This window comes from Mastigocoleus sp. MO_188.B34 (genome assembly GCF_030065675.1).
In the GTDB taxonomy this organism is placed as follows: Bacteria; Cyanobacteriota; Cyanobacteriia; order Cyanobacteriales; family Nostocaceae; genus Mastigocoleus.
The window spans coordinates 45,486-70,305 of the sequence record NZ_JASJDK010000017.1 but is presented as its reverse complement, the minus strand read 5'-3'; the positions used below and the strand labels follow the sequence as shown (position 1 = coordinate 70,305).

General features: G+C 37.3%; 22 protein-coding genes. 8 read left to right on the top strand and 14 right to left on the bottom strand.

What is annotated here, in order from left to right; genetic code table 11:
- Positions 1-158: 158 nt before the first annotated feature.
- The 4 genes from QNJ50_RS06875 to QNJ50_RS06860 all read right to left on the bottom strand — a co-directional run bounded on the left by QNJ50_RS06875 (position 159) and on the right by QNJ50_RS06860 (position 5,647).
- Positions 159-1,280 carry an alkene reductase gene (locus QNJ50_RS06875; protein WP_300633480.1) on the bottom strand — a complete coding sequence of 374 codons (1,122 nt, stop codon included), beginning with the start codon at positions 1,278-1,280 and terminating at the stop codon, positions 159-161.
- 399 nt (positions 1,281-1,679) lie between these two features.
- Positions 1,680-2,420, bottom strand: a complete 741-nt coding sequence (gene rph, locus QNJ50_RS06870; RefSeq protein ID WP_300633478.1) for a ribonuclease PH — start codon at positions 2,418-2,420, stop codon at positions 1,680-1,682.
- Between the two features lie 123 nt (positions 2,421-2,543).
- The gene (locus QNJ50_RS06865; protein WP_300633475.1) at positions 2,544-3,872 is read right to left on the bottom strand and encodes a GAF domain-containing sensor histidine kinase; all 1,329 of its coding nucleotides are present in this window, start codon (positions 3,870-3,872) and stop codon (positions 2,544-2,546) included.
- Between the two features lie 1,229 nt (positions 3,873-5,101).
- Positions 5,102-5,647 (bottom strand): nucleoside monophosphate kinase, encoded by a 546-nt coding sequence (locus QNJ50_RS06860; RefSeq protein WP_300633474.1) that lies wholly within the window; start codon positions 5,645-5,647, stop codon positions 5,102-5,104.
- A gap of 382 nt (positions 5,648-6,029) precedes the next feature.
- On the opposite strand from QNJ50_RS06860, the gene QNJ50_RS06855 reads away from it, so the two are divergent.
- Both QNJ50_RS06855 and dcd read left to right on the top strand, forming a co-directional pair.
- Entirely contained in the window at positions 6,030-6,566 is a 537-nt protein-coding gene (locus QNJ50_RS06855; protein WP_300633473.1) for a P-loop NTPase family protein, read from the top strand.
- 172 nt (positions 6,567-6,738) lie between these two features.
- Complete coding sequence (gene dcd, locus QNJ50_RS06850) at positions 6,739-7,335, top strand: dCTP deaminase (protein ID WP_300633471.1); 597 nt, start codon at positions 6,739-6,741, stop codon at positions 7,333-7,335.
- Positions 7,336-7,453: 118 nt separating this feature from the next.
- Here dcd and petJ read toward each other — a convergent pair whose 3' ends face one another.
- The 6 genes from petJ to QNJ50_RS06820 form a co-directional block, all read right to left on the bottom strand.
- Positions 7,454-7,837, bottom strand: a complete 384-nt coding sequence (petJ, locus tag QNJ50_RS06845; RefSeq protein ID WP_366914224.1) for a cytochrome c6 PetJ — start codon at positions 7,835-7,837, stop codon at positions 7,454-7,456.
- 107 nt (positions 7,838-7,944) lie between these two features.
- The gene (locus QNJ50_RS06840; protein ID WP_300633469.1) at positions 7,945-8,472 is read right to left on the bottom strand and encodes a DUF3122 domain-containing protein; all 528 of its coding nucleotides are present in this window, start codon (positions 8,470-8,472) and stop codon (positions 7,945-7,947) included.
- 157 nt (positions 8,473-8,629) lie between these two features.
- Positions 8,630-9,217 (bottom strand): hormogonium polysaccharide biosynthesis acetyltransferase HpsU, encoded by a 588-nt coding sequence (gene hpsU, locus QNJ50_RS06835; protein WP_300633501.1) that lies wholly within the window; start codon positions 9,215-9,217, stop codon positions 8,630-8,632.
- A gap of 243 nt (positions 9,218-9,460) precedes the next feature.
- Positions 9,461-10,408 (bottom strand): glycosyltransferase family 2 protein, encoded by a 948-nt coding sequence (locus tag QNJ50_RS06830; protein WP_300633467.1) that lies wholly within the window; start codon positions 10,406-10,408, stop codon positions 9,461-9,463.
- A 98-nt stretch (positions 10,409-10,506) separates the two neighbouring features.
- On the bottom strand, positions 10,507-11,436 hold the full coding sequence (locus tag QNJ50_RS06825; RefSeq protein ID WP_300633465.1) for a glycosyltransferase family 2 protein: 930 nt from the start codon (positions 11,434-11,436) through the stop codon (positions 10,507-10,509).
- Positions 11,437-11,747: 311 nt separating this feature from the next.
- Positions 11,748-12,533, bottom strand: a complete 786-nt coding sequence (locus QNJ50_RS06820; RefSeq protein WP_300633463.1) for a hypothetical protein — start codon at positions 12,531-12,533, stop codon at positions 11,748-11,750.
- Between the two features lie 209 nt (positions 12,534-12,742).
- Between QNJ50_RS06820 and cobU the strand changes: the two genes are divergently transcribed.
- Together cobU and QNJ50_RS06810 are read left to right on the top strand one after the other, a co-directional pair.
- Positions 12,743-13,291, top strand: a complete 549-nt coding sequence (gene cobU, locus QNJ50_RS06815) for a bifunctional adenosylcobinamide kinase/adenosylcobinamide-phosphate guanylyltransferase (RefSeq protein WP_300633461.1) — start codon at positions 12,743-12,745, stop codon at positions 13,289-13,291.
- Between the two features lie 57 nt (positions 13,292-13,348).
- On the top strand, positions 13,349-13,786 hold the full coding sequence (locus QNJ50_RS06810) for a hypothetical protein (protein ID WP_300633459.1): 438 nt from the start codon (positions 13,349-13,351) through the stop codon (positions 13,784-13,786).
- Between the two features lie 251 nt (positions 13,787-14,037).
- Here QNJ50_RS06810 and QNJ50_RS06805 read toward each other — a convergent pair whose 3' ends face one another.
- The gene (locus QNJ50_RS06805; protein WP_300633457.1) at positions 14,038-15,330 is read right to left on the bottom strand and encodes a cyclopropane-fatty-acyl-phospholipid synthase family protein; all 1,293 of its coding nucleotides are present in this window, start codon (positions 15,328-15,330) and stop codon (positions 14,038-14,040) included.
- A gap of 364 nt (positions 15,331-15,694) precedes the next feature.
- Positions 15,695-16,543 carry a fatty acid desaturase gene (locus tag QNJ50_RS06800; protein WP_300633455.1) on the bottom strand — a complete coding sequence of 283 codons (849 nt, stop codon included), beginning with the start codon at positions 16,541-16,543 and terminating at the stop codon, positions 15,695-15,697.
- A 657-nt stretch (positions 16,544-17,200) separates the two neighbouring features.
- Between QNJ50_RS06800 and QNJ50_RS06795 the strand changes: the two genes are divergently transcribed.
- From QNJ50_RS06795 to QNJ50_RS06785, 3 genes are all read left to right on the top strand, one after another.
- The gene (locus QNJ50_RS06795) at positions 17,201-18,112 is read left to right on the top strand and encodes an effector-associated domain EAD1-containing protein (RefSeq protein WP_300633453.1); all 912 of its coding nucleotides are present in this window, start codon (positions 17,201-17,203) and stop codon (positions 18,110-18,112) included.
- Positions 18,109-19,155: an AAA-like domain-containing protein gene (locus QNJ50_RS06790; RefSeq protein ID WP_300633451.1), complete on the top strand. Its 1,047-nt coding sequence runs from the start codon at positions 18,109-18,111 to the stop codon at positions 19,153-19,155. Before QNJ50_RS06795 ends, QNJ50_RS06790 begins: the two co-directional genes overlap by 4 nt.
- A 188-nt stretch (positions 19,156-19,343) precedes the next feature.
- Positions 19,344-22,310, top strand: coding sequence for an AAA-like domain-containing protein (locus QNJ50_RS06785; RefSeq protein WP_300633449.1), 2,967 nt, complete (start codon positions 19,344-19,346; stop codon positions 22,308-22,310).
- 369 nt (positions 22,311-22,679) lie between these two features.
- On the opposite strand, the gene QNJ50_RS06775 is transcribed toward QNJ50_RS06785, so the two are convergent.
- Together QNJ50_RS06775 and QNJ50_RS06770 are read right to left on the bottom strand one after the other, a co-directional pair.
- Positions 22,680-23,333 carry a HEAT repeat domain-containing protein gene (locus tag QNJ50_RS06775; protein ID WP_300633445.1) on the bottom strand — a complete coding sequence of 218 codons (654 nt, stop codon included), beginning with the start codon at positions 23,331-23,333 and terminating at the stop codon, positions 22,680-22,682.
- Between the two features lie 400 nt (positions 23,334-23,733).
- Positions 23,734-24,606, bottom strand: a complete 873-nt coding sequence (locus QNJ50_RS06770) for a HEAT repeat domain-containing protein (RefSeq protein WP_300633443.1) — start codon at positions 24,604-24,606, stop codon at positions 23,734-23,736.
- A 20-nt stretch (positions 24,607-24,626) separates the two neighbouring features.
- On the opposite strand from QNJ50_RS06770, the gene QNJ50_RS06765 reads away from it, so the two are divergent.
- Positions 24,627-24,761 (top strand): hypothetical protein, encoded by a 135-nt coding sequence (locus QNJ50_RS06765; RefSeq protein ID WP_300633441.1) that lies wholly within the window; start codon positions 24,627-24,629, stop codon positions 24,759-24,761.
- The last annotated feature ends 59 nt before the right edge of the window (positions 24,762-24,820 follow it).

Sequence of the window (24,820 nt, the reverse complement as noted above, 5' to 3'; positions counted from 1 at the left end):
ATAACTGTTAGGGGATTCATCCGATCCGTAGGTAGCGCAGTTAGAGCCTGCGGCGTCGGCTGAGCTTCTAGCTATGGCGTGCGCGACCTAGGGTAAGCGTACTGTAGGTATTGCGCATTAACTGTAGCCCGTAAGGGCGTGGCGTTAGCCATAAACAGTTAACTGTTAACTGACAACGCTGGATAATCTGTATAACCTTTAGCACCCGGACTATAAAATGTAGAAATATCGGGCTGGTTTAGCGGTGCGCTCTGGCGAAAGCGTTCTGGTAAGTCTGGATTCGCAATGAAAGGGACGCCATAGGCCACTAAGTCTGTTTCACCGTTGTCAATTGCTTCAGCACCCATGGGAGCATCATAACCACCGTTAATCATAAATGTACCCTTAAATGCTCTTCGCATGTGGGGAGCTACGCGTTCTCCAATATCGTTTGCTAACATGTGACCTGGTAATGCTTCCAAAACGTGAAGATAAGCTAAATTAAATTGGTTGAGTGCTTCGGTCGCATAGCTGAATAGAGCAACAGGGTCGCGATCGCTCATATCATTAAAGGTATTTGTTGGCGATAATCTAATACCTACTCTGTCCGAACTCCAAGCATCCACTACAGCTTCTGTTACTTCCAACATAAATCGAGCACGATTTTCAATACTCCCACCGTAAGCATCTGTTCTCTGATTAGTAGAGTCTCGCAAAAATTGATCTATTAAGTAACCATTCGCTGCGTGAATTTCTACACCATCGAACCCAGCTTCTTGGGCTCTTTTTGTTGCATCAACATATTGCTGCACTACCGATGGTATTTCTTCGGTTTTCAGAGGACGAGGAGTTACATAAGGTTTCTTACCTGTAGGAACACGGACTTCACCTGCAGGCTTCACTGCTGAGGCTGAAACTGGTGTCGCACCATCAGGTTGAAAATCTGGATGTGAAGCTCTACCAGTGTGCCATAGTTGCAAGAAAATTTTTCCACCTTGCTTGCGAACTCCATCAGTAATTTTTTGCCAACCTTTAACCTGTTCTGCGGTATGAATTCCTGGTGTGTCAGTCCAACCTATACCTTGTTCCGATATTTGTGTTGCTTCAGTAATAATTAAACCTGCACTTGCACGTTGTGTATAATACTCCAACATTAGGTTGTTTGGGACTCGCTCAACCCCTGCTCGACCTCGGGTTAGAGGTGCCATCACTATTCGATTTTGCAAACGGATTGCACCCAGATCTAAGGGCTGAAATAGTGAGGCAACTTTATTATCTACTACTGGTACAGCTGATGACATAATGGATCTCCAATATATTTATGGCATTAACAAGAAGTTTGTTCTCAAACATTGTTCGATTAAGCCGAACAAAAGAAATATATCGTAATTACCATCGATAATGCAACTAAGTATGGAACCAGTGTTGATGTAGTGAGAATTTTATCGAGGTTGTAATTAAACAGACAAGATGTTACTTCTATAAAACTTAGTTTGTAACTTAGAGTACACTCTAAGTCAAGGGTAAAAAAATAGAGATAAAGTAAATTAATAAATTATTCTCTCGAACGCATATTATCTCGTTCACAACAGGAAGATTCATCGGTGTATTTAAATGCAAAAAGAGCAACAGCTGTTTTGGTCATCACCAATAGCCATTACCCATTACCAATTACCAATTAGCCATTACCAATCAAAACACTAAACTTGATAAATTTTATTCCAATCAGGAATAGCATCTTGCTGAGCAATTAATAATTGCTGAATACCTTTTTCTGCAAAATCCAAAAGCCCATCTAATTGTTTGCGACTAAAAGACCCTTCTTCAGCAGTTCCCTGAACTTCAATAATTCCCAAATTTTGGTTCATGACTACGTTAAAATCAACGCTAGCCGCCACATCTTCCTCATAATTGAGATCTAAAAAAGGTTCTCCCTCCAACAAACCTACAGATATCGCTGCAACCTGTCCTACAAGTGGAGATTTTTCTAAAATTCCTTGTTTTAGCAAATAAGAAATTGCATCTGCTAACGCCACAAAACCACCTGTAATTGCTGTGGTTCTCGTTCCTGCGTCAGCTTGCAATACATCTGCATCAACTATTAAAGTTCGCTCTCCTAAAGCTTCTAAATTAATCGCCGCTCTTAAACTACGCCCAATCAAACGTTGAATTTCTTGTGTTCTTCCAGATAGCTTTAAAAATTCCCTTGCTTGTCTTTGTGACGTTGCAGAAGGTAGCATGCGATACTCTGCTGTCAACCAACCTTTCCCTGTATTTGCAAGAAACTTGGGAACTCCTTCATTAACGCTGACAGTACAAAGGACTTTAGTATCACCACATTTTGCTAGCACAGAACCGGGAGCAAAACGAGTAAAACCTTTTTCAAAACTAACTGGACGAAGTTGATAGGGTTGCCGATTGTCCGGACGCTGCCAAACCATCTGAGATGCCTCAAAAACTTAATACAAGGTACAACGAAAAGACAATCTTTTCACAAAAATTTCTCTAAATTATTCAACCATCTTTGTTACAAGGTTTATTACTATACATTGTCTCAAGCTAAATTAAGTTATATCCCTAGGGAAACAAACAGAAAATTTTGTTTGGCTATCTTGACTTTCTACATTAATTTCGCCACCTAAAAGTTCTACCATTTTTTTGACAAGTGTTAACCCTAAACCAGTCCCACCATAACGCCAGGGGTCATTTTTGGGAATTCGGTAAAATTTATCAAAAATATGTTTTACTTCTTCTGGTGGGATTTCTACACCACTATTAAAAACGCTAATCTCTAATTTTGAAAAATGTGACTTAGCAATAACAATTATTCTTTCTCCATTTGACGTATACTTGCAAGCATTGCTTAGTAATTCATGTAAAATCCGCTTCAACATCGAAACGTCAGATTTTAACAAAGGTAATTTATTTTCTATGTCAATTATTAATTCTTGTTGTTGATTTTTGCTTACCAGAAAAAATGGTTCCACAATTTCCGGAATCAAAATATTTAAATCGATAACTTCAGAAGTCAAACTTTCAGCTTCTGCATCTATATGACACACTGTGAGTAAGTCATCAATTAACTTATTGTACCTTTGGGAAGCATGATGAAAAATATCTATAACTTTTGCTAGTTTAGGTGATTTTTTGATATTAGTTTCTGCTTCGAATAACTTATCTAAAGTTTGGATAGAAAGTTGAATACTACTCATAGGTGTTCGTAACTCATGGGAAACACTTTTGAGAAAATCATCTTTAAGACGATTCAGTTTTGCTAATTCCTCAACCTGTATTTGTGAAGCTTTATAAAGTCGTGCTTGGCGAATAGCGATCGCACACTGGGAAGCTATTTGTTGTACCAAACGCACTTCAACATCTTTAAATATTTCTTCTCTAGGTCTGAGCAACCATAGATTACCTAAAATACCTTCCACTCCGTGACTTTCAAAAATAGGGCAAGCTAAGCAAGCGGATTGAATTATTTTATGATTTAAATCTGGAATATTTTCAACAAATTGTAAAGATTTTTTTTGTAATAATTGTTGATAAACTTCAGGAAAGTCTGCAATTCTTATACTGATTCCCTGGGATTTAGATACTATATTACTACATTCATAAGCAACAATCGCAGTTGTATGATATTGATCGTAAAGCTCAATATGACAACTCTCAATCTGAAGTACTCTGGCTAATTCTTCAGTTGCTGTTTGTAAAATCTGACTTTCATCTAAACTATCACGAATTTTTTCAGTAATCCGTCTGACTGATGCCTCAAAATTGAGTACTTGTTGTAATGGACAATTTTTTTCCTGGATTTGGGATGTAACTTGTTCGCGAACGTGAAGTTTATCCTGGAGTTTGTTCCGGTTTTTCACTGTAAGACATCGACGCATTTTTTTGTAGTGTTAAGTTAGTTTGAGTACAGACTAAAAATGACTAATTTTTAACTGCTTCTTTTTCATTCTCCTCCTCCCTAAGTAATTAAATCCTCCCAGTTAAAATATTTTCACTTTATTCATATTTTCTGACAGTGCCGTGAGAAATACTACTTAAATATCTTTGAGACATTTTTGAGACTTGATTCTGTTTATAGTGATTGAAAAGTTCTAATCGTTTTAAAAACTTTCATTGGCACATCCAATAATCGTTAATAAGAACAATGGATATTCACTTAATTGGAAGATTATCTATAAAACTTAGTTTCTCTGTATTAAAACTTTAGAGCTTTTCCCATCGATGAAAACTTATAATTTTCTAAAATTATGACTTATGTCTAAAATTGTATTTCTCTTATATTTCTAAGTATATATATCGATTTACCTTTTTAATCCTAATATGTAAGTACGTTACAATTAATGTCTTAAATCTTGATCCATTGCAATTATAGTAAGTAATTTATTGACTTGTGAGTTAACAAATTAAATCGCGTTATAAATATTACTACATATCCAAGAAGATTTCTCAATAAAATTAGCTAAAATAATTCTTAAATTTATTCAGTTCTTACAGAACTAATAATTTTAGCCGTAATAAAAAGTAAGATGCTAAGAATGTAAGTAATTTGATAAGTTTACGATCCGAACTAAAATTAATTTTACAGTTAATTTTGTTACTAAACTCAACATTTTGTAGCTTAGTTTGAGAATACTTAAATAAGTGACTGACATCTAAAATTGTTCAATGTTATTTATTATTTGTTAATCTTTTTGTAACCTGGATTAATGTAAATACTCAGAACACATACAATAAAATTTAATTATAAATTTTGTATATTAATGTATTCTTAAGTCTGAATACATTTTGAAGATTATATTTTCAGGTGAATATTTTAAAGTCGATATTTTGAAGCTTATATTTTGATATTTAGTAATAACAGTTTATCTGTGAAACATACTTCAGCAATCAAATAAGTTAAGAAAAATGTTAATTGAAGTAAAAAAACTCACAGTTTTGCTTCAGATAATAACTGTCGTATATTTATTTTTTGATATGAAAATCACCGACTACTATATGTAGATGATTTGATTGTTTTTGTGCAATCATCTATGTAGAGCTTATTAGATAAGCCTAAAGGCTTTATAAATCAATGGTTGAGGTATTATGCAACTAAAATCAGAGAGATTTAAATTAAATTTCTGATACTTCGCTGCACCTCTTCGGAGCTTTGAACACCATCAATCTTCAACAAATGACAACGCCGGTCATAATATTCAAGGATAGGAACAGTACGCTTGTAAAATAATTCAATGCGACGTTGAATTATTTCTGGTTGATCGTCTGGAAGCGAACGATCCAAACAACGAGTAATCATTGCGTCTTCTGTTACCTTCAAATAAATAGCCCAATTTAGTTGTTGTCCCAATTCCTCCAACAAAAAATCCAGTTCTTCTGCTTGAAAAGCTGTACGAGGATAACCTTCTAACAACCAACCAGTTTGAAATTCTGGTTCTTTGAGGTAATTTCGAATAAACTCAATCATCATTTCATCTGGTACCAATTCCCCACTTTCTAAGTATGGTTGAGCGCGAACTCCTAAATCAGAAGAATTAGAAATTGCTTTCCGTAAAACTTCACCTGTGGAAATTATAGGAATATTCAAATTCGTAGAAAGCATCTCTGCTTGCGTACTTTTACCTGAACCCGAACCTCCTAAAATTACCAATCTCACAACAAAGTGCTCCTATAAAATGTTACATTAACAGCTATCTAAATTAGTTTTTCCCAAATAAACGATAAATTTAACATTTATGCCTCGTTAGGATTTACAAAACATAAGAAATCAAAATACTAACGGCATATTCCTAACTATTTTGAATTAATTTGTACTGCTGTAATAATGTTTAAATTTTTACTAAAATCCTGTAACAGCAACAACTAATACAAATTTTGAAAGCCCTTGACTTAACAGCAAAGCAAGTGTTTGACTAATAATGCACTGTAAGCACAATCAACTACAGCTAACTAGATATAACTTGTTCAAACAAGTATATTTAGAACAATGAATATCAGTAAATTCTCTTTACTCTCTAGTAATTTTTTAACAGGGAATCATGGTCGCCCAACTGGAAAGTCCAAGCGTAAATTTAACCGACAGCTTACCATATTCAGTAGAAGGTTTACTACAAGTTTTCACTAGTAGTCATCGTAGTTTTTTTACAAGCGTTATTGCTCAATCACTGAGAATTGCCGGTCAAGGAACTTCAGTATTAGTAGTCCAGTTTCTTAAAGGTGGTATACGACAAGGCTATAAAAAGCCGACTCGATTAGGACAAAAGTTAGATTGGATTCGTTGCGATCTACCCCGTTGTATTGACACACCCCATTTAGACGAGGCTGAAACTGAATCGTTACATCAATTGTGGCAACATACACAAAAAGTAGTACGGGAGGGTAAGTATTCTCTCGTTGTTTTAGATGAGTTAAGTTTAGCAATTCATTTTGGTTTAATTCCTGAAGCAGAGGTTTTAGAATTTTTGGCAAAGCATCCCCCATATGTGGACATCATACTTACGGGTGCTCAAATGCCTAAATCAATTTTGGATTTAGCAGACCAAATTACGGAAATTCGACGCACTCATGAATCATAAGAACTGTTTGACAAATTCCATAGTACATGGATTTAACTAAGGTGTAGTGTGGGCAATGCCCACTTTACGACAAAGGAAGATTCTTGAGCTCTAATTAACTTAAAAGCTCTGTTCCATCGCAAAAATTTTTGAGATACGATTAGAAACTGTGTTTATAAAAAAAAGAATATATATGCTGAAAAATGACAGATGGATTATTGAGCAAGCCAAGCAAGGCATGATTGAACCCTTTGAATCTTCTTTAGTACGTGAAATAGAATTACCAGATAAAAAATTTAGAAAAGTTTTAAGCTACGGTTCTTCATCCTATGGGTATGATATTCGCTTAAGTCCCAAGCAGTTTTTAATTTTTAGGCATATTCCAGGTACAGTAGTAGATCCGAAAAAATTTAATCCAGAGAATTTAGAATCTGTACCTTTACATCACGATGAAAACGGAGATTATTTTATTATTCCGGCACATTCCTATGGATTAGGAATTGCCCTAGAAAAATTAATTGTACCGCCGAACATCACCATAATATGTCTTGGTAAGTCAACATACGCCAGATGTTCTATTATTCTCAATGCTACTCCCGCTGAGGCTTGTTGGCGTGGTAATTTAACTCTGGAATTAAGTAATAGTTCCAGCGCAGATTGTCGAGTTTATGCAAACGAAGGTATTGCTCAACTACTATTTTTTGAGGGAGAACCTTGTGATGTCACCTATGAGGATCGTTTAGGAAAATATCAAGACCAACCTCATCAAGTTGTACTCCCAAGAGTTTAAGTTATAGATTTTAAGTTATAAATTCTCAAATGTCCTAAAAGCCCCAGTTAGAAACCGGGGCTTTGGTTGTACATAGGTTAATTAATGTTAAATATCAAGTAGATAAAGTTAAGGCTTATTACTTCCATCCAGTTTCAGCTTTTCCTAGGACATAAGCTGCAACATCTCTAATTTCTGTTACACTCAAACGGTCTTTGTAGGCTGACATATTATTCTTACCATTTGCCACGATCGCAGAAATTGCTTCTACTGAATCCATTTTGTATCTTTTCAGAGCCCTTAATTTTAAATTTTTTCCTCGTCTAATAATGTTTCCACCGTTGATATGACAACCAGCACAATTAGCTTTAAAAATCTTCTCGCCATGATTTATATCTGCTGGGATATTCATTGCTGAAGCGTTGTGCAGGAAAACTGTATTGGAAAGTAATAGGAGAAAAAATGAAATATAAAGTAACTTTAAAGGTCTTATCGATTTCCACAATTCCTTGAGTGAATACATAAATTTTTTATTTATAGATTTTTTGTTCGCAGATTTTGGACTTTAAGATGAATAGATTTTATGCAGTATTGCAATACTGCATTCTGATTTCTGGTTCCTGTTGTAATTCAATTAAAATCAGTTAATAACCACTGCCATTCTGTTACTACATTGCTAGGAATTTTCAAAGTGAGATTTTTCTGAGATTGTAATGGAATATTAAGTTCTAAGGAATCTGTTGTGGATAACTGACTTAATATATTTGTCAGTCTGTATTCTCCTACATTGGGTGCAGGTGAGTTTTTAGCATAAACATCAATCGCACTCAATAATTTCCCACTCCTGGTTAATATTTCCAAGGATTGGGGATGAGAAATTTCTACCACACCTGGAAAGCCTACTAAACGCAGGTTAATATTTTCTGCAGCGCCAGGATTATTTTTTTTATAGAGTACCACTTGCCAAGCCATTCCCGAATCATCTTTAATCGAAACTTGGGAATGATACCGTAAAACCCCAGGTGTTTCATGATGCTGGCGTAGTAATGCAAATGCTTCTTGTGGCATTGATACTAAGTTAATTGCTACTAGAAATAAAACAATTAACCAGTAATGCCAAAGTCGCCAGAAATTGCCCCAATTGCGACTTTTTATCATTATGTTTATCTTTACTTTGCTCCAATAGTACAGTAGCAAAAATTAAGCCATTCACGAAAAACAATACTGATCGCAGCTATCGAAAACAATACCAAAATTAAGGGCGCACTTCGGTGCGCCCCTACAGTCAACGATGAAATATTATTTTGGTAGAATTTTAGCTAATACTTTTTCGTAGATATTGAGGGCGACAAGGACTTCCCCAGCAAACTTGTCCCGCAGGTATTTTGGTAAAAACGCTACTCCGAGCGCCAATTACAGCGTTAGCACCAATCTCTACTCCCGGAGCAATAAAACAATCAGTAGCAATCCATGCTCCATCACCAATAGTAATACCTGCGGTTTTTAACCCAAAAGCTGGATCGTGAATATCGTGGCTACCGGTACACAGATAGCTTTTTTGAGACACAACACTATGATTGCCAATATTTATTGCTTCAAAACTATATAAAACAACGTCATCGCCAACCCAACTGTAATCGCCAATAGTAACTTTCCAAGGATAAGTAAAACGTGCTGTAGGTCGAATTAGTACTCCTTTACCAATACGAGCGCCAAATAATCGTAAAATAGCGCAGCGTAAACCATTCATGGGATGAGGTGTCAAGGGAAAAGTAATTGCTTGCACAAACCACCATAACAATACAAACCAACCGGGACGCCCTCGGTCGAACCAAGATTGGTCGTATTTACGCAGATCTACAAAAGGTTTTGTATCAGTAACTGAGAATGGTGCGGTATTCATTGGGGGTTGGGGATTAGGGATAGCACTGCGTGCCGCCGGCATAGAGCCTGCGGCGTCTGCAGATCCGCAGGTGACGGCTCCGTAGGTAGCGTAGCTATAGTCATAGCCTCTGGCGACTGGGGTGAGCCCGCACCTTACGGTGAATGGGGATTTTGGGATGGTAATAGTAATTCTGAAATTTGGAATGGTGCGTTACGCGATGCTAACAGCACCCTATTTTTGTACTTTATTTAATCCACATTCCTAAGTAGCAGTTTGTTCAATTTTTTGAGTCAGGGATGATGAGCGATCGCGATTGACTGTTTGATTACCAGTATTGAGTTGACCGTCACAGTTACGCAATTCGAAGAGTTTGACGCCGATTTGATATTCATATTGACTCAAAAGTCTGCCGTAAATATATCCGGCTTTTCCATCTAAAAAACCACCCTGAAGAATGTAGAACAAAATAAAGCGGAGCAGTGGTTTAAATGGTAATCTGACCCAAATTTTCTTCAAAAATCGTTTGCGTTGAACTGCATCACCAAACAAACTTGCGCCGATTGTACCGCTATCACCTTTACCTGTAAGTAAGTTGTAATATACGCGAGCTTCCCAGTTGGAATAACGATTATGTCGTGCTAACCAATGGTATAAGTCCCGGAAGTCTTCATGAAGCATATCGTTTTTGAGATAGCCCACCTTCCCGTTGAGAATTACGTGCTCGTGAACTTCGTTATCACCTGTGTTGCGAATATCTTCTGTATTTAGGTTTTCGTAACGACCTAGTTTGTGTTTAAATAATCGCAAATTCCAATCGGGATATTTACCACCAAAGCGAATCCATTTACCTAAGAAAAAGACGCGACGATTGAGGTAATAACCATTGAATTCAGGATTGTTAATTGAGTAAGCAATTTCTTGCCATAATTCGGGAGTAATCCGTTCGTCACAGTCAACAATTAATACCCATTCGTTACGAAATTCTATATTTTCTAAAGACCAATTTTTCTTTTTTGGCCAGCGTCCATTGAAGTGAAATTGGACAACCTTTGCTCCATAGCTTTCACAGATTTCAATGCTTTTATCGTCGCTCTGGGAATCAACAACAAAGATTTCGTCAGCTTTTTGCAGACTCTCTAAACAAGCAGGTAAATTCGCTTCTTCATTTTTTGCTGGAATTAAGACAGAAATAGGAATTTTGTTAGACATAATATAATTTTTTATTTTATTTTTGTGTTTTTATTTGTTTATTTTTATTTGTTTATTTTTATTTCTTGGTTATTATCTCTTAAGCTTTAAATTTCTCTTTACTGTTTATTTTTGGAGACGAGACCCCGAACAGCTGCATTCAAATAACCAATTTGACCATAGGCGTAAACAATTTTGTCAAAGCGTTCTGCTGGATCCCAAACACATTGCAATGCTTTATATAAACCGCGCAAAAATCTTTCACTACCACGTACCAGTTGACCGATACCAGCAGTTCCAGCCAATTGCTCTCGATAACATTCGCTAATACCTTGCCACCAACCCCTACGGAAAAACCAAGAACGCTTGATTCGTTCTTCAGAAACATTGTGTGCAACTAAAGCATTAGGTAGATAGGCAACTTCCCAACCCTTACTAAGGGCTAACTCAGTCATCTGTAATTCTTCATTGGATAGTAAGTTTTTACCTACTCGACCGAGATTGGGATCGAAACCGCCAATTTCATCCAGAAAACAGCGACGGATTGAATAATTTAAACCTCTGGGAGTTAAACCGGGATTGTCAATGTAAACAGTGCTTTCACCCAGGTCGTATGCTCCTAAATTCCCAGCTAAGCTAGCTGAAAGCCATACAGGTGCTTGCTTCCCTGGGGGCCATAATAATGTCACCTTACCACCAGCAATTGCTAGCTTTGGGTTTTGTTCGTAGGCTGAATATAAAATCTGCAGCCAACTTTCGCTAGCTACAGCATCATCATCAAGATATGCTAATATTTTCCCACAGGAAACTTTAGCACCCGTATTTCGAGCAACAGACAAACCTATTTGTGGCTCGTATACGTATTTGAGACGGGGGTCAGATAATCTTCGTTCGACAACTTCACGAGTGCGATCGCTAGATTTGTTATTGACAACTACCACCTCAAAGCTAGCAGCAAAGTTTTGTGCTAGTAAGCTATCAATCGCTGCTCCTAAATAAGTATCTCGATTGTGAGTGCAGATAATGGCAGAGATTTGCGTGTCTGGCATAAGCTAAATACTTTTAATAATAGTATAATTACTGATGATTATTCTGAATTAGTGACAAAATAATTAATCCAGTAACTGCTTGCTCAGAGCTAATCTAAACCAGAAGATACATGGCTACCAACCGAGTTTTTTCGGAAATTATGTATTTTTCACAAATAAGACTAGAGGTAATAGGGAATACAATGGAATAAATATTAAGAAGGATAAAGAATAAGCAGAATTAATATTATGCGAGCACACCGAGTAATCCTGAAAGATACGGTTTAATCCATCAGAACAGTACGAATGCAAGGTAAATAACAAGTAACCTATTATGCCTCAGACTTAAGATGGCCGTGCAAAACTACTAATGTTTGAGCTAATTGATTCAGGCGATTTTCTAAGTACTGTTTGCGTCCTAACATTTGCCTTAGTTTTTTATACCTGGCAATTCCCATACTGACGCTGGGAATCTGTTCTGCAGGACAAGGACGAGACCAAACTTTACCGGAGGAATCTAAACCGCACAGACGATAACCGGTGGTAGGTCCTTTATTTAATGCTTCTGTTTGTGCAGCGCAAATTTTCTCCACATAGTCCATTAATTGATCGACGTCACCGTGACGTAGCTTTGCTTTACCTTCGCTGCTAGAACCTTTTGGCTTTTCTTTGACGTCTGATTCTAACCAGCCATTGATGATTGGTCCCTGCAAATAAAGATCTTGAATTTGACGGACTATTTGTTGTAATTCAGTTTGCCATAAGCTAGCAATTTGCTGTATCTCTTGTAGGATATTGGTAGCTAATGCGGGATTAGCGCTATTGTGGTGACTAGTAAAATTAGGAGTCTTGAATTTGGGGAGGTTGGGCATGGGAAAATCGTGTTTGCTTGTACTAAATGCCTGTACTCCGTTATTCTCAACAAACACATTTTCTTCTACAGTTTGTTCTGGAGAAACTGAAGAGTCTCGAGTGACATCTGCTTCTGTAGGGACAGAGGTGTCAATTGTAAACGAAAAGGATTGTTGGGGATTATGTGTAACTTCAGACACTTTATCGTTCTCCGTGTCATCTAAATTATGTAAAGTTGCCTCAATCCGTTTTAACCTTGCGTTCATAATTACATCCCAAATATTTGCAGTTCTAGATCTTGCTTGGCGATGATTTGATTGTTTTGATGGGATTTTTGGTATGTGCCACACAAGTACATCAAAGATACCGCGATCATTTTACTTTTTAACAGTTATCGGACAAATATATTCTTAACCCTAAAGAGGGAAAATAAAAAATACAATCCCAGCTTATTTAAGATACTAAGGAAATAACTTTGAGTAAAGTCATTCTTGTGACCGGACCAGCTCGTTCAGGAAAAAGTGAGTGGGCAGAAATGTTAGCCATACAGTCGAAGAAACCCGTTGTTTATATTGCGACAGCAACTAATAATCTGGACGACAAAGAGTGGCATGAACGGATTGAAAAACACCAAAAACGTCGTCCACCAGAATGGTCTACTTTGGAAGTACCGGAGGAACTACCAGCATCTCTTGCAGATGCGACACCCAACACCTGTCTTTTGATAGATTCCTTGGGAACCTGGGTAGCCAATCTTCTTGAGGAAGATGAATCTACCTGGGAAAGAATCGTTGAAGATTTCTTGGATACTGTTGATTTAGTTGCAGCCCAGATGATTTTTGTTGCCGAGGAAACAGGTTGGGGTGTCATACCAGCTTACCCTGTTGGTCGCATTTTTCGCGATCGCCTCGGTTCTTTGGTGCGAAAATTAGGCACCAAATCTGAAGATGTATATTTAGTTACTGGAGGTCATGTTCTTAACTTGAGCTTACTCGGTTATCCTCTACCAAACTCCAAATCTTAACTTAAAATTCCGATTTGACAGTTCAAAATCATTGCCTGACAAAATTAAAATTAGTATATGGCAAATACAAATGAAGTTAAGCAATATCTTGCTTGTTGGTTTCAACTAAGTAAGCGAGTTATAAATAATAATTCTCAAGTTTTATTACCTAGCCAGATTTTTAGCGATCGTGGCTACAGTCAGGAATTTGAGAACTGTTGGAATTTAATCATGTCTCCTGAGAGTGGTGAATGGTATTTAGAAACAACGGAGCAAACTATTTCTCAACTGCTCCAACCCTCCTGGAAGATAGTTTCTTGTGCGCGCTGTTCTATGCCAGTTGCAATAGTTGATGCGGGTGTATCATCACATATATGTCCTTGTCACGATTTAGGGAATTGGCCTAACAATGACTTACCAGAACCACGTATTCCGGTAAACTCTCAGGAGAAACTCCAAGAAATTTGTAGCAAAGTTACAAAATCACAAGGATTAAAAGAAAGGTGTATTGATTGAGACTAGTTGTTGAAGTCGCTACAGATTATTGGTAATGGGTAATTGGTAATTGGTAATGATCGAGGCGAAACAAAAATAAGAACATATTCTTAATTTTTATTTGGGATTAAATTAAATGTAAAAAAAATACCTTTAATTCATTGCTGATAATTCGTTGCTGAATTTTGTCGATACATTCCTAAATCTGCAATTTATGCAAGTATTGAGAAACCTTCAATTACCAATTACCAATTATCTTTTGACTAAACCTTTTAACTAAACTTTAAAGGATAATCTAATTTCCATTGCTTACCCTTATAAAAAAGTAGCTGATAAACATGTAAGCTACCATACCTAAAAGAAGCTTCAAAGGATTGCAGGTAGAGATACCACATACGTAGGAATTTCTCATCATAAATTGCTCCCAAGGATGCAATTTTTTCTTTATTTTGAGTAAAATTTTCTGCCCAAAGCTTCATAGTCTCTGCGTAGTGAGGCTTAAGGTTTTCGCAATGAGCAATGGGTAATTTAGCTTTCCACAATTCTTCCGTTAATTCATGAAATTGTGGTGCATATCCACCGGGAAAAATATATTTAGCACTCCAAGCACCATTTCTTTCATTACTTTGGGTGACAATTGAGTGCAACAGACCTACCCCATTGGGAGTTAATAGTTCTGATGTTTTTTCCATGAAGGTTGCAAAACTACCTTTACCAACATGTTCAAACATCCCGATGCTGACAAATTTATCGTACTGTCCTTTTATTTCTCGGTAATCAGCAATCTCGATTTTTATTTTATCACTCAGACCTTTTGCTTTAATTCTTTCTTTTGCTAGTGCTGCTTGTTCATCACTCAGAGTAATACCCGTTCCAGTAACGCCGTAATTTTCAGCAGCGTAGATCAGCATTCCACCCCATCCACAACCGATATCAATTAGGGATTCTCCTGGTTTGAGCGCCAGTTTTTTGCAAATTAATTCATATTTCTGCAGCTGCATTTGCTCTATGGAATCGGTTTCTTCAATCCGATAACCACAGGAATAGGTTAATGTTGGGTCGAGAAAAAGTTGATAAAAATCGTTTCCTAAATCGTAGTGATATTGTACGTTTTTACGACTATTTTGAATTTGGGTAGGTAATGTGCGCAGACGTTGTGTTACTACCTTGAAAAGCAAAGGAATTGTTACCCTTTGGTTTGCTTTTGCGTATACGTTACTACGATAAAACAAACCAAGAAGTTCAATGAGATTATCATTTTCCTCATCCCACCAACCTTCCATATACGCTTCACCAAATCCAAGCGCACCGAAAGCCAAGACGCGGTCGTAAGTACCGGGGTTACGAACCCGCAAACGTAGGGCTGGTAAAATATCTGTCCGACCAAAATGGAAAACTTTACCTGCTGGGTTAATTACTGTTAAATTACCTTCCTTAATCAAGCTAAAAAGTTGGTAAAGATAGCGTTCTCCGGTTGGTAGATGAGAAATGCGATCGCTCCAATTGGGGCTAGAAGGAGTAATAATTTCTTGTTCTTTTTTCTCTGGTGCTTGGGTTGGGGTCATATGTTTTAAATCCGTAATTCAAGATTCAGTTTGGTTTTTTTAGAAGGGAATGGGGAACAAGAAATAGAACAGGTGCGTTATAGCAATCTTATTTGATTTATGAATGGGTTAACCCTGTAGAGACGTACCATGGTACGTCTCTACAATATTTATTTTCACGAATGATTTAGGATTGCTATATAAGTACAGTTAACACACTTACCTTTGTATACTCATATAGCAGTGCGTTACGGCGCGGAAATAGAGGTGATCTAAATAAAGATATTCTCTTGTGCGCCTAACACAGAATAAGTGTTGATAAGGGTTCTGTTCTCTGTCCCCCATTTATTCTTAGTTTGCTAATTTTTGATTAGCTAATTTTTGATTACTTTTGTGCAACTTTGACATTGGTTGCTAATCCAAGAATTTGCAACAATCGAATGGTCATCCAAGTAATGTCAATTTCCCACCATTGCAAACCATGACGAGCAGAATACTGAAAAGCATGGTGGTTATTATGCCAGCCTTCACCGAAGGTTAGGAAAGCAACCCACCAACAGTTAGTAGAAGTGTCTTTTGAATCATGACTGCGATACCCTACCATATGGCAAGCGCTGTTGACGAACATAGTAGAGTGAAGTCCGACAAATAAGCGTACAAATATTCCCCAAATAACAAAAGACCAGCCACCAAGAAAATATAAGATAATTGCTAATGCCACCTGAAGTTCAATATAATACCGATGACAGAAACGATAGAACGGGTCATCAGCTATATCTTTGATAAAACGTGGATATTCATTTTTGCTAGGAACAGTATGCATTAACCAGTTGATGTGACTCCACCAAAAACCTTCTTGGGAGTTATGGGGGTCTCCTTGTTGGTCAGAATGCAGATGATGTAGTCGATGGTATCCAACCCAGCCAAATACACCCCCTTGCAGGGCTAAAGTACCACAAAGAATCAGAAAGTACTCTAACCATTTGGGAGTCTGTAAGCTGCGGTGGGTTGCTAAACGATGAAAGCCAAAGGATATCCCCAGACCTATTGTCATCCAGTGTAATAAGACTGCGACCCCTACAGCAGCCCAGCTAAAAGTGTGGGGTAGGAATACCAATAGTACTGCTAGATGAAGTACACTAGTAAAAATAATCACCGCCGGTCGAGGAGAAGGTGAATTATCTTGAGATAAAGAATCTTGAGATAAAGAAGCTTGAGATAAATTACTATTCATGAAGTTATTTTTTCACCCTACACCAAATTGGAGTTCTTCCCACTTCTGACACGGACTAAAAACCTAAGCATAATTGTTCCCTACGGTTTGTAGGGGTTTATGTTTATGTTTAGGAGCGGGAGTCGGTATTAAGTATAGCTTTGTTTAGGAATTACCTCTGACAACTGCTGTACGTTTGGGGGGTTACCGCTATGCGGAAGTCATTAGCGTAGCGTGTCCGTAGGACATAATTAAAAAGTCAAAAGTCAAAATAGCTTTGCTAACAAAATGATTGATTTTACCCAATAAACAATAATCCGGAATCAAATTTTGTATTTTTGTAGAATTTTGTAATTTTGGGGACTTCTAATTGAAAAAATATACCATTCTTCTGGGCGCACTTCGGTGCGCCCCTACTAGAAATGAATGATGGTATAAATTATTTTTTGTCAGTATTTTATTGTTTATTTTGAGTAAAATGAATCTTGAAACAGCTATTAGCTGTAATCCTTGGTAAAGATGGTATTATATATAACCTAATGTAATATTTAATGCCCTTTTTACTTTGCCATAATGCAAGGTAAATCGAGAAAAATCTAACTTATTCACTAAATACTTATTCACTAAATACTAATCTAACTAAACTCTCTCTTTAGGGAGTTGAATATATTTAACGATATGAATATTTCCGGTCAACAAAGTAAGAAATTAACCTATGCTTTGATGGATGCTTTTCCCGACAAAGCATCACTCGAACAAATGTTATCTTTTGAATTAGATAAAAATCTAGATAGCATTGCTGGTGGAAGTAATTTACAAGTAATTGTATTTAATTTAATAAAAGTATCAAAGGCTGAGAATTGGACTAAAGATTTAATTTCTGCTGCTTGTAACTCGAATCCTGGAAACTCCAACTTAAGAGCGATCGCTGAAGAACTGTTACAAAATTCCCAGCCAGAAGTAATATCTGCTCCTTCCTATAATAAGGTTACAACCCCAACTCCAACACAACAAAACACTCAGCAACAGAAAATTTTAATTTTGGCTGCAATTCCCAAAGGTTTAAGTTTGGGTAAAGAAATACAAGAAATCGAAGATGCGATTCGCGGAGCAAGCAGACGGGATTTATTTGATGTTAGGACAAGAACTGATGTTCGTCCCAAAGATATTCGTAGAGCGATCGCTGAAGAAAAACCCCAAATTGTGCATTTCTGCGGACATGGTTTGGAAGATGGTAGTTTGCTGTTAGAAGATGATGGAGGTAATGAAAAACCTGTTACACCCCAAGGATTAGCACTACTGTTTCGGTTACATACTGATTATGTAAATTGTGTGTTGCTCAATGCTTGTAATTCTCTTGAGTCTGCGAATGCAATTAGTCAGCATATTAATTATGCGATCGGGATGAATCAACCTATTACAGACAAAAGCGCGATCGCATTTTCTCAAGGATTTTATGATGCTTTGGGGTATGAAGTGCAAGATAGCAATCAAGATGTTTTCCAAAGAGCTTTTGAGGAAGGTTTAGTTGCGATCGCAATGGAAGATTTTTCCCAAGAATCTATACCAGAGATTAAAAAAAAACTGTGAATGACGATTCTCTAGAATTAGAGAAAAATATAAATATACACCCAGAAAAGAATATATATATCGAACGACCTCCCATTGAGGAAAAATGCTTAAAAGGAATTTTGCGACCCGGTGCGTTAATTCGGATCAAAGCTGCGCAGAAAATGGGGAAAACATTGTTGTTGGAGAAATTATTGGAACATGCTCGACAGCAGGGTTACCAAACAGCAAAGTTAGATTTGAAGCTTGCGGATAGGTCTACCCTCACCGATCTGAAAAGTTTCTTACAGTGGTTGTGTGTTGATGTTTCAGATATTTTAGATAAACCGCCAAATTTAGATGAATACTGGCAAGATAGTTTGGGTTTAAATACTAGTTGTACTCGTTATTTTCAAAGATATTTATTAGCGAAGACTGATAATCCTATAGTTTTAGCGATCGATAATTTTGAGCGTTTATTTCAATGTGAAAATATTTTTCCTGAATTCTGTTTATTGTTACGGAGTTGGTATGAAACCGCGAAACAAGGGGACAGAATGGGTAAAATTTGGCGGAAACTGCGGTTAGTGGTGGTTAATTCCACTGAACTTTATCCCACTTTAGATATCAATCGTTCGCCGTTTAATGTGGGATTAGCCGTTGAATTACCTGATTTTAACCAAAACCAAGTACAAGAAATGGTGAATAAGTATGAATTAGATCGTCAGTTGGGAGAACAAGACATAATTGAATTAATGGGTTTAGTGGGAGGACATCCTTATTTATTACAGGAAGTAATTTCTAGCCTTGGTAGTCAGGAAACATCCTTAAAGGAACTGATTAATCTTGCACCTACAGTACAAGGAATTTTTAGTCATCACCTAAGACAACAGTTAGAGAGTTTACAAGCGGATTCTCAGTTAGAGGTAGCATATAAACAAGTTGTGAACGCAAATCAACCCGTACGACTCGATCAGAAAATTACCTTTAAACTACACAGTTTGGGTTTGGTTAAAATCCTTCGTAACGATTGCATTCCTAGTTGTGATTTATATCGTCAGTATTTCTCAGAATTTTTAGGGTAAGTTATGTCCAGCAAATCGCCATTAAATAGACAACTGGTAGAGACGCGCCAAAGCCTGCGGCGTCGGCTTTAGCCTCTGGCGCGTCTCTACAAAGATTTTAGTTTGTGGATGTGTGGTTCAAATATATGAAAACTGCTGTAAGTGAGTATGTCGCAATGACGGTTATTTAAATAGGTGTGATATGAATTATGTTTGACGAAGACGAATATATTCATGAATATATATTTTCTGGCAGCTTACCCGAAAATGCCAGCACTTACGTCAAACGGGAAGCTGACGATGAATTATATCAGGCGCTACAAGATGGTAAATTTTGTTATGTTCTGAACTCCCGACAATCGGGAAAATCCAGCTTGCGGGTGAAAACTATGAGTCGTCTAACCGATGCTGGGGTAGAATGTGCATCGATTGATTTATCTTCTGTAAGTATCCAAAGTGCGACCCAAGAAAATTGGTATGCAGATTTAATTGTCAAGCTTATTGATAGCTTTGTTCTGGATGTGAACTTCAAAGACTGGTGGGAGAAAAACCAAATAAACTCACCTTTGATGCGATTTAGTAATTTTCTCGAAAAGCATCTACTAGTTGAAATTGAAGAAAATATTGTTATTTTTATTGATGAAATTGATAGCGTTCTCAGTCTGAACTTTCCCACGGATGATTTTTTTGCTTTTATTCGTGCTTGTTACAATCAGCGTGTTGATAATCCTGCATATAAACGCCTCACATTTTGTTTATTGGGAGTCGCATCACCCGGAAATTTAATTCAAGATAAAAGTCGCACCCCATTTAATATTGGTCAAGCTATTTCTCTCAAAGGCTTTCAAATGCATGAAACTGAACCATTAATAAGAGGTTTACAGGGGAAATTTAGCGAACCTCGAGCGGTGATGGAAGAAATTTTAGATTGGACAGGGGGACAACCATTTCTGACGCAAAAGTTATGTCAGTTCATGCTAGAAGAATCGGAGCAAGAAAAGCCGCACAATGTTGGGGAAGTTGTTAAATCGCGGATTATTGAAAATTGGGAGTCTCAAGATGAACCGGAACATTTACGCACGATTCGATCAAGAATTTTCAGAAATGAGGAACGCGCTGGATATCTGTTGGAGTTATATCAGCAAATTCGGTGTTTGGAATTAGAATCTGAGATTATAGATCCCCCCAACCCCCCTTATGAAGGGGGGCTTGAATCTTCTTCATTATCAATTAGTATTACGGCAGATAATACTATTGAGCAAAGTGAATTACTGCTTTCGGGGTTAGTTGCGAGACGAGAAGGTGAATTAAGGGTTTATAACAAAATATATCAAGAAGTATTTAACCAAAATTGGGTTAAAAATGAATTAAAGAATTTGCGTCCCTACTCGGAAAGTTTTAAATTTTGGGTATCTTCTGGAGGTAAAGATGAATCTCGGCTTTTGCGCGGAAAGGCTTTAGCTGGTGCGGAAAAATGGGCGAAGGATAAGAATTTAAGTTATCAGGATAAACAGTTTTTAGCTGCTAGTAGAGAGAAGGAAATTCAAGAGAAAATTGCTGTTCAAGAAAAGGAAGCAATAGAACAGAGAAATAAGGTGTTGAGTGAAGCGAATAAGAAAGCTAAACAGCGGATTAGGATTGGTTCTATTGTTTTAATTTTGACTGTGTTGGGAGCAGCTATTGCGGGTTTACTAGCTAGTAAAGATGTTATGGAAGCAAATCATCAAGTAGCAAAAGCACAGAAAGATGTACAGATAGCTTGGGAAAATGCGAAGACAGCAACAAAACGTGAGAAAGAAGCGATTCAAAATAAAAAGGCTGCTGAGAAAGAATTAGATAAAAAGAAAATAATACTGAGGGAAGCAGATGTTCAAAGAAATAAATTAAAGCAGGAAGCACAAGAATTAAATATTAAGGCGAAAGAATCTAGCAAACAGCTAGAAATAAGCAAAAAACTATTGATATCAGTAAAAAACAGCAGACAAGAATTAAAAACTCAAATCCAAAAAATAAAACAAGACAAAGAACTCTTTCAAAAACAGTTAAGTAACACTCAATCGGAACTAAATAATACTCAACAACAATATGAGAAGTTTAAAAAACAAGTTGCAGACAGTGAAGAATATCTAAAAACAGTTGAAAAACTTGCAACATTAGCTGGAAAACTTGAAGATGAAGGTTCTGATTCCGAAGCTAAAGAACTTCTGTCACAAGCTGGTCAATCTGTAAATATCAAAGACCATAAACTCAGACAAGCAGTTCTCTATTCTGGCATATCTTATGCTCATCAAAAGCTTAAAGAAAAAGATTTGAAGCTCGCTCTTGATTTTCTCAACAAGAGTAAAAATCAATGGAAATATTTGCAAGGAGATAATTCTAATGCAGCATCACAAATTCGTATCCTTACTTTAAAAACTTCAGGAAATTTATTTAAAGAACAAGGTAATATTCAGCAAGCGATTAACGCATATAAATTAGCTTACAATATCCTTAAAAGTCTAAAATCCAAAGGAAAAAGAGGAAAAGGTATAGCCGATATCAGTCCTCCATTCCAAAATTTGCCAATCAAAATTTTATCCAAACAAAATGTAGAAGCATTCCATCGAGAATTTATTGATTTACTATCAAAAGCTGGGGATGAAAATCTCAATACGGCTGTAAAGGAATCTTTAAAAGAATATTATCTAGATGACCTTAATAATTTACTTATAAACAAAAAATGGGGACAAGCTGATAGAAGAACGAATCAGCTGATGCTCTATGTTGGGAATGGAGAAGAACAAAACTATTTGAACTCAGACTCCCTCAAAAACTTCTCCTGCGAAAACCTTCGAGACATTGACTCAATATGGGTAGAACACTCAAATCAACGCTTTGGTTTTAGCGTACAAAAGAAAATTTGGCTAAAGACAGGAAATCGAATCGGTATAAATGATGAGTTTAAACAAGAAGATCAACAGGCTTATATTCGTTGGATTTCTCGCCTGGGATGGTATCATCCTAGCGGGAAGAATTGGGCACGGTACACAGAAGTGATAAGTACGGTCGATAAAAATTATCAAGAAGCACCAAAAGGTATACTCCCACGAGGAGAATCACTCCCACGAGATTGGTTTGGGGGTGGGAAGTCACTCCTAGGGATTTTATTTTCTCGCGCTGCGACTTGTAAGCTCTAACATATAGGCGCTTCAGTTTTTTATAAATATTTATTTACGAAGGAATTTTTACGAAGTAATCAGTATTTGGTGATTTGGATACCTGACACCACACTCACTTATCTTTATCAATTTTGGTTTGACATTATACACAGACTATAAAGTTTGAATTTGAACTTTTCCAATGCTTTTTTAAGCCCATAAATAAATACCTGACGACATCCATGGTAAGTTAGGCAAAACTTACGATTATTGCAACGGGTCGTAACGTGATAGCAGTATCCTGGTTTAATCTCACGAGGTCTTCGAGACATCTGAAAGGAAGCTTTTGGTAAAACAAACACCTTCGTAGAGACGTTTCATGAAACGTCTCTACATTACGATATTAGTTTACGATCGCACAAGCAACCTTTCCCTCGCCAACTTAACCCGACTACAAACAGCAATCTCCTCATCCTTTGTAGCCATTTCCTCCAATTTCACAAGAATCTTCGAATAAAAACCATTCTCTGTTTCTGTTACAGCTTTCGCTAAATTCTCCAAACCCGTCACCGCAGCATAACGCACCACCCACTCCGGATCTTGACAAACAATTAACAACGCTTCCAACGCCGACTCTTGAGCCGAAACTAACTTTTCTGACGCCATTTCCTCCCACTTCACCGTACCTAAACCCCTAGCAGCAGCCCGTCTTACACTCAAAGCAAAGTCATTTTTTGCCGCATCTAACAAAGTATCAAGTCCCCGAGGGTCGCCAATTCCAGCCAATGCACGAATTGCCCACGCCCTTGCTGTATAGTTATGGTCATCAATTAATTGCAGCAATGGTTTAACTGCGGGTTCTCCTAATTGTACTAACCCATCAACCGCTGCAACTGCTGCACCTGGGTTGTTGTAACCTAAAGCCGCAATCAAGATGGGAATAGCTTCAGGTAAACAAGCTGCTGATAACTCCTCAACCGCATCTAATAATTTACTGGAAGAATCTGCTTCTTCGACAGCGCGGATTAGCTTTTGGGGATTGGGGACTGGGGAATTAGACATGAGGAAATGAAAAATGGGAACGTTATCTTCTCGGAACTTTGTAAGTATTTGTGATTAAGAGGGATATCTATTGTCCTAAGTGCGAGATACGATCCCCCTAAATCCCCCTTGAGAAGGGGGACTTTGAGCTTTAGCCCCTAGTTTTAAGCCCCCTTTCCAAGGGGGTTGGGGGATCCAATACTACCTAGGTAAAGTTGAGTTTATAGCAATCTTTCCAAGGGAGTAGGAGGATCCAAAACATAAAGAAATTTGAGTTCATAGCCCCCTTTCCAAGGGGGTTGGGGGATCATATCCAAGCATTAAGTTATTAACTGAGATCTGTGTATGCGGTATTTTTTTAAGGAGGGTTTGGTAGAAGCATAACTATTCCATTCATTTTCCGTAATTTCTCATCGCAAAACTAAAGTAAGGAATCCATCAAATTCATAACTCCGATCGCATCCTCCGATAGTTTTTCTGTACTATTTTCTTTGATTTCACGTTCTAGCAATCCTTTGAGGGAAATTAATTTTAAGCTATTCTCAGCCAAAGTCTCGGAAATTGCTTTCGCTGCTCCCATATATCCAATTGCTCCTAGATCTGACAAAGCAGTTCGGCGTAATTGCAAATCATCTACTTCCAAAGCTCGTACTAAAATTTCTCCATAGCTTGTTTCACCAGTTAATTGATACATCGCTCGGGCGGTAGCATATTGGATTCTAGGGATGGGATGTTCTAAAAACGGTTTGATTAGTGGTATTGTTTGAGTCGCACCTAAAGTTCCCAAAGCTTCGATGATAGCGTCGTAGGGTTCTTTAAAATCTGGTTCGGAAATTAATTTTTTTTCTAGCGAACTGTTCTCTGAAGAATTATTGTCTAAACCTTTTTCTAATAACTCCACTAAAGGAGGAACGGAATTTGGATCGCCTAACATTTCCAAAGATTGAGCAGCTGCTTCCCTAACATAAAAATCTGAACACTTCAAAGACTCAATCAAAGGATTAACAGCTTGCTTGTCACCAATTTTACCCAACGCTCGCGCTGCGTTACGACGTAAAGGATACCCACCTTCTGGGGTGCGATCGTCCTCATCTTCTAAAGCCGTAATTAACCTTGTTACAGCTTCCCCTTCATTTACCCTAAATCTTCCCAACCACCAAGCAGCATAAAAACGCAATCCTAAATCTGAACCTTTTAAATTTGCGATCGCTTGCTCGATCGTTAAAGATTCTCCTTGGATTGCTTCACTTGTTGCTGATGTGGAGTTTGAATTTTCCTCGGTTGAATAGGACATTGTTTAGGGAGTAATGAGTAATGAGTTGTAGAGACGTGACAGAGGCTAACGCCGACGCCGTAGGCTCTGTCACGTCTGTAAGGAGTAAGGAGTTAGAAGTTAGGAATGAGATTTATTTCACATTTCTTCGTAATTTAGGTAAAAATATATTTTGAAATCTTTAAACTTATTAAACTTTTGATTTAAATCTTCATACTTTAAAGAGCAAACACTT

What these genes read in the sequence shown, in the direction of transcription:
- QNJ50_RS06875 (WP_300633480.1), bottom strand. Translation starts at nt 1,280, where the DNA reads ATGTCATCAGCTGTACCAGTAGTAGATAATAAAGTTGCCTCACTATTT.
- rph (WP_300633478.1), bottom strand. Translation starts at nt 2,420, where the DNA reads ATGGTTTGGCAGCGTCCGGACAATCGGCAACCCTATCAACTTCGTCCA.
- QNJ50_RS06865 (WP_300633475.1), bottom strand. Translation starts at nt 3,872, where the DNA reads ATGCGTCGATGTCTTACAGTGAAAAACCGGAACAAACTCCAGGATAAA.
- QNJ50_RS06855 (WP_300633473.1), top strand. Translation starts at nt 6,030, where the DNA reads ATGGTCGCCCAACTGGAAAGTCCAAGCGTAAATTTAACCGACAGCTTA.
- dcd (WP_300633471.1), top strand. Translation starts at nt 6,739, where the DNA reads ATGCTGAAAAATGACAGATGGATTATTGAGCAAGCCAAGCAAGGCATG.
- petJ (WP_366914224.1), bottom strand. Translation starts at nt 7,837, where the DNA reads ATGTATTCACTCAAGGAATTGTGGAAATCGATAAGACCTTTAAAGTTA.
- QNJ50_RS06840 (WP_300633469.1), bottom strand. Translation starts at nt 8,472, where the DNA reads ATGATAAAAAGTCGCAATTGGGGCAATTTCTGGCGACTTTGGCATTAC.
- hpsU (WP_300633501.1), bottom strand. Translation starts at nt 9,217, where the DNA reads ATGAATACCGCACCATTCTCAGTTACTGATACAAAACCTTTTGTAGAT.
- QNJ50_RS06830 (WP_300633467.1), bottom strand. Translation starts at nt 10,408, where the DNA reads ATGTCTAACAAAATTCCTATTTCTGTCTTAATTCCAGCAAAAAATGAA.
- QNJ50_RS06825 (WP_300633465.1), bottom strand. Translation starts at nt 11,436, where the DNA reads ATGCCAGACACGCAAATCTCTGCCATTATCTGCACTCACAATCGAGAT.
- QNJ50_RS06820 (WP_300633463.1), bottom strand. Translation starts at nt 12,533, where the DNA reads ATGAACGCAAGGTTAAAACGGATTGAGGCAACTTTACATAATTTAGAT.
- QNJ50_RS06810 (WP_300633459.1), top strand. Translation starts at nt 13,349, where the DNA reads ATGGCAAATACAAATGAAGTTAAGCAATATCTTGCTTGTTGGTTTCAA.
- QNJ50_RS06805 (WP_300633457.1), bottom strand. Translation starts at nt 15,330, where the DNA reads ATGACCCCAACCCAAGCACCAGAGAAAAAAGAACAAGAAATTATTACT.
- QNJ50_RS06800 (WP_300633455.1), bottom strand. Translation starts at nt 16,543, where the DNA reads ATGAATAGTAATTTATCTCAAGCTTCTTTATCTCAAGATTCTTTATCT.
- QNJ50_RS06795 (WP_300633453.1), top strand. Translation starts at nt 17,201, where the DNA reads ATGAATATTTCCGGTCAACAAAGTAAGAAATTAACCTATGCTTTGATG.
- QNJ50_RS06785 (WP_300633449.1), top strand. Translation starts at nt 19,344, where the DNA reads ATGTTTGACGAAGACGAATATATTCATGAATATATATTTTCTGGCAGC.
- QNJ50_RS06775 (WP_300633445.1), bottom strand. Translation starts at nt 23,333, where the DNA reads ATGTCTAATTCCCCAGTCCCCAATCCCCAAAAGCTAATCCGCGCTGTC.
- QNJ50_RS06770 (WP_300633443.1), bottom strand. Translation starts at nt 24,606, where the DNA reads ATGTCCTATTCAACCGAGGAAAATTCAAACTCCACATCAGCAACAAGT.
- QNJ50_RS06765 (WP_300633441.1), top strand. Translation starts at nt 24,627, where the DNA reads ATGAGTTGTAGAGACGTGACAGAGGCTAACGCCGACGCCGTAGGCTCT.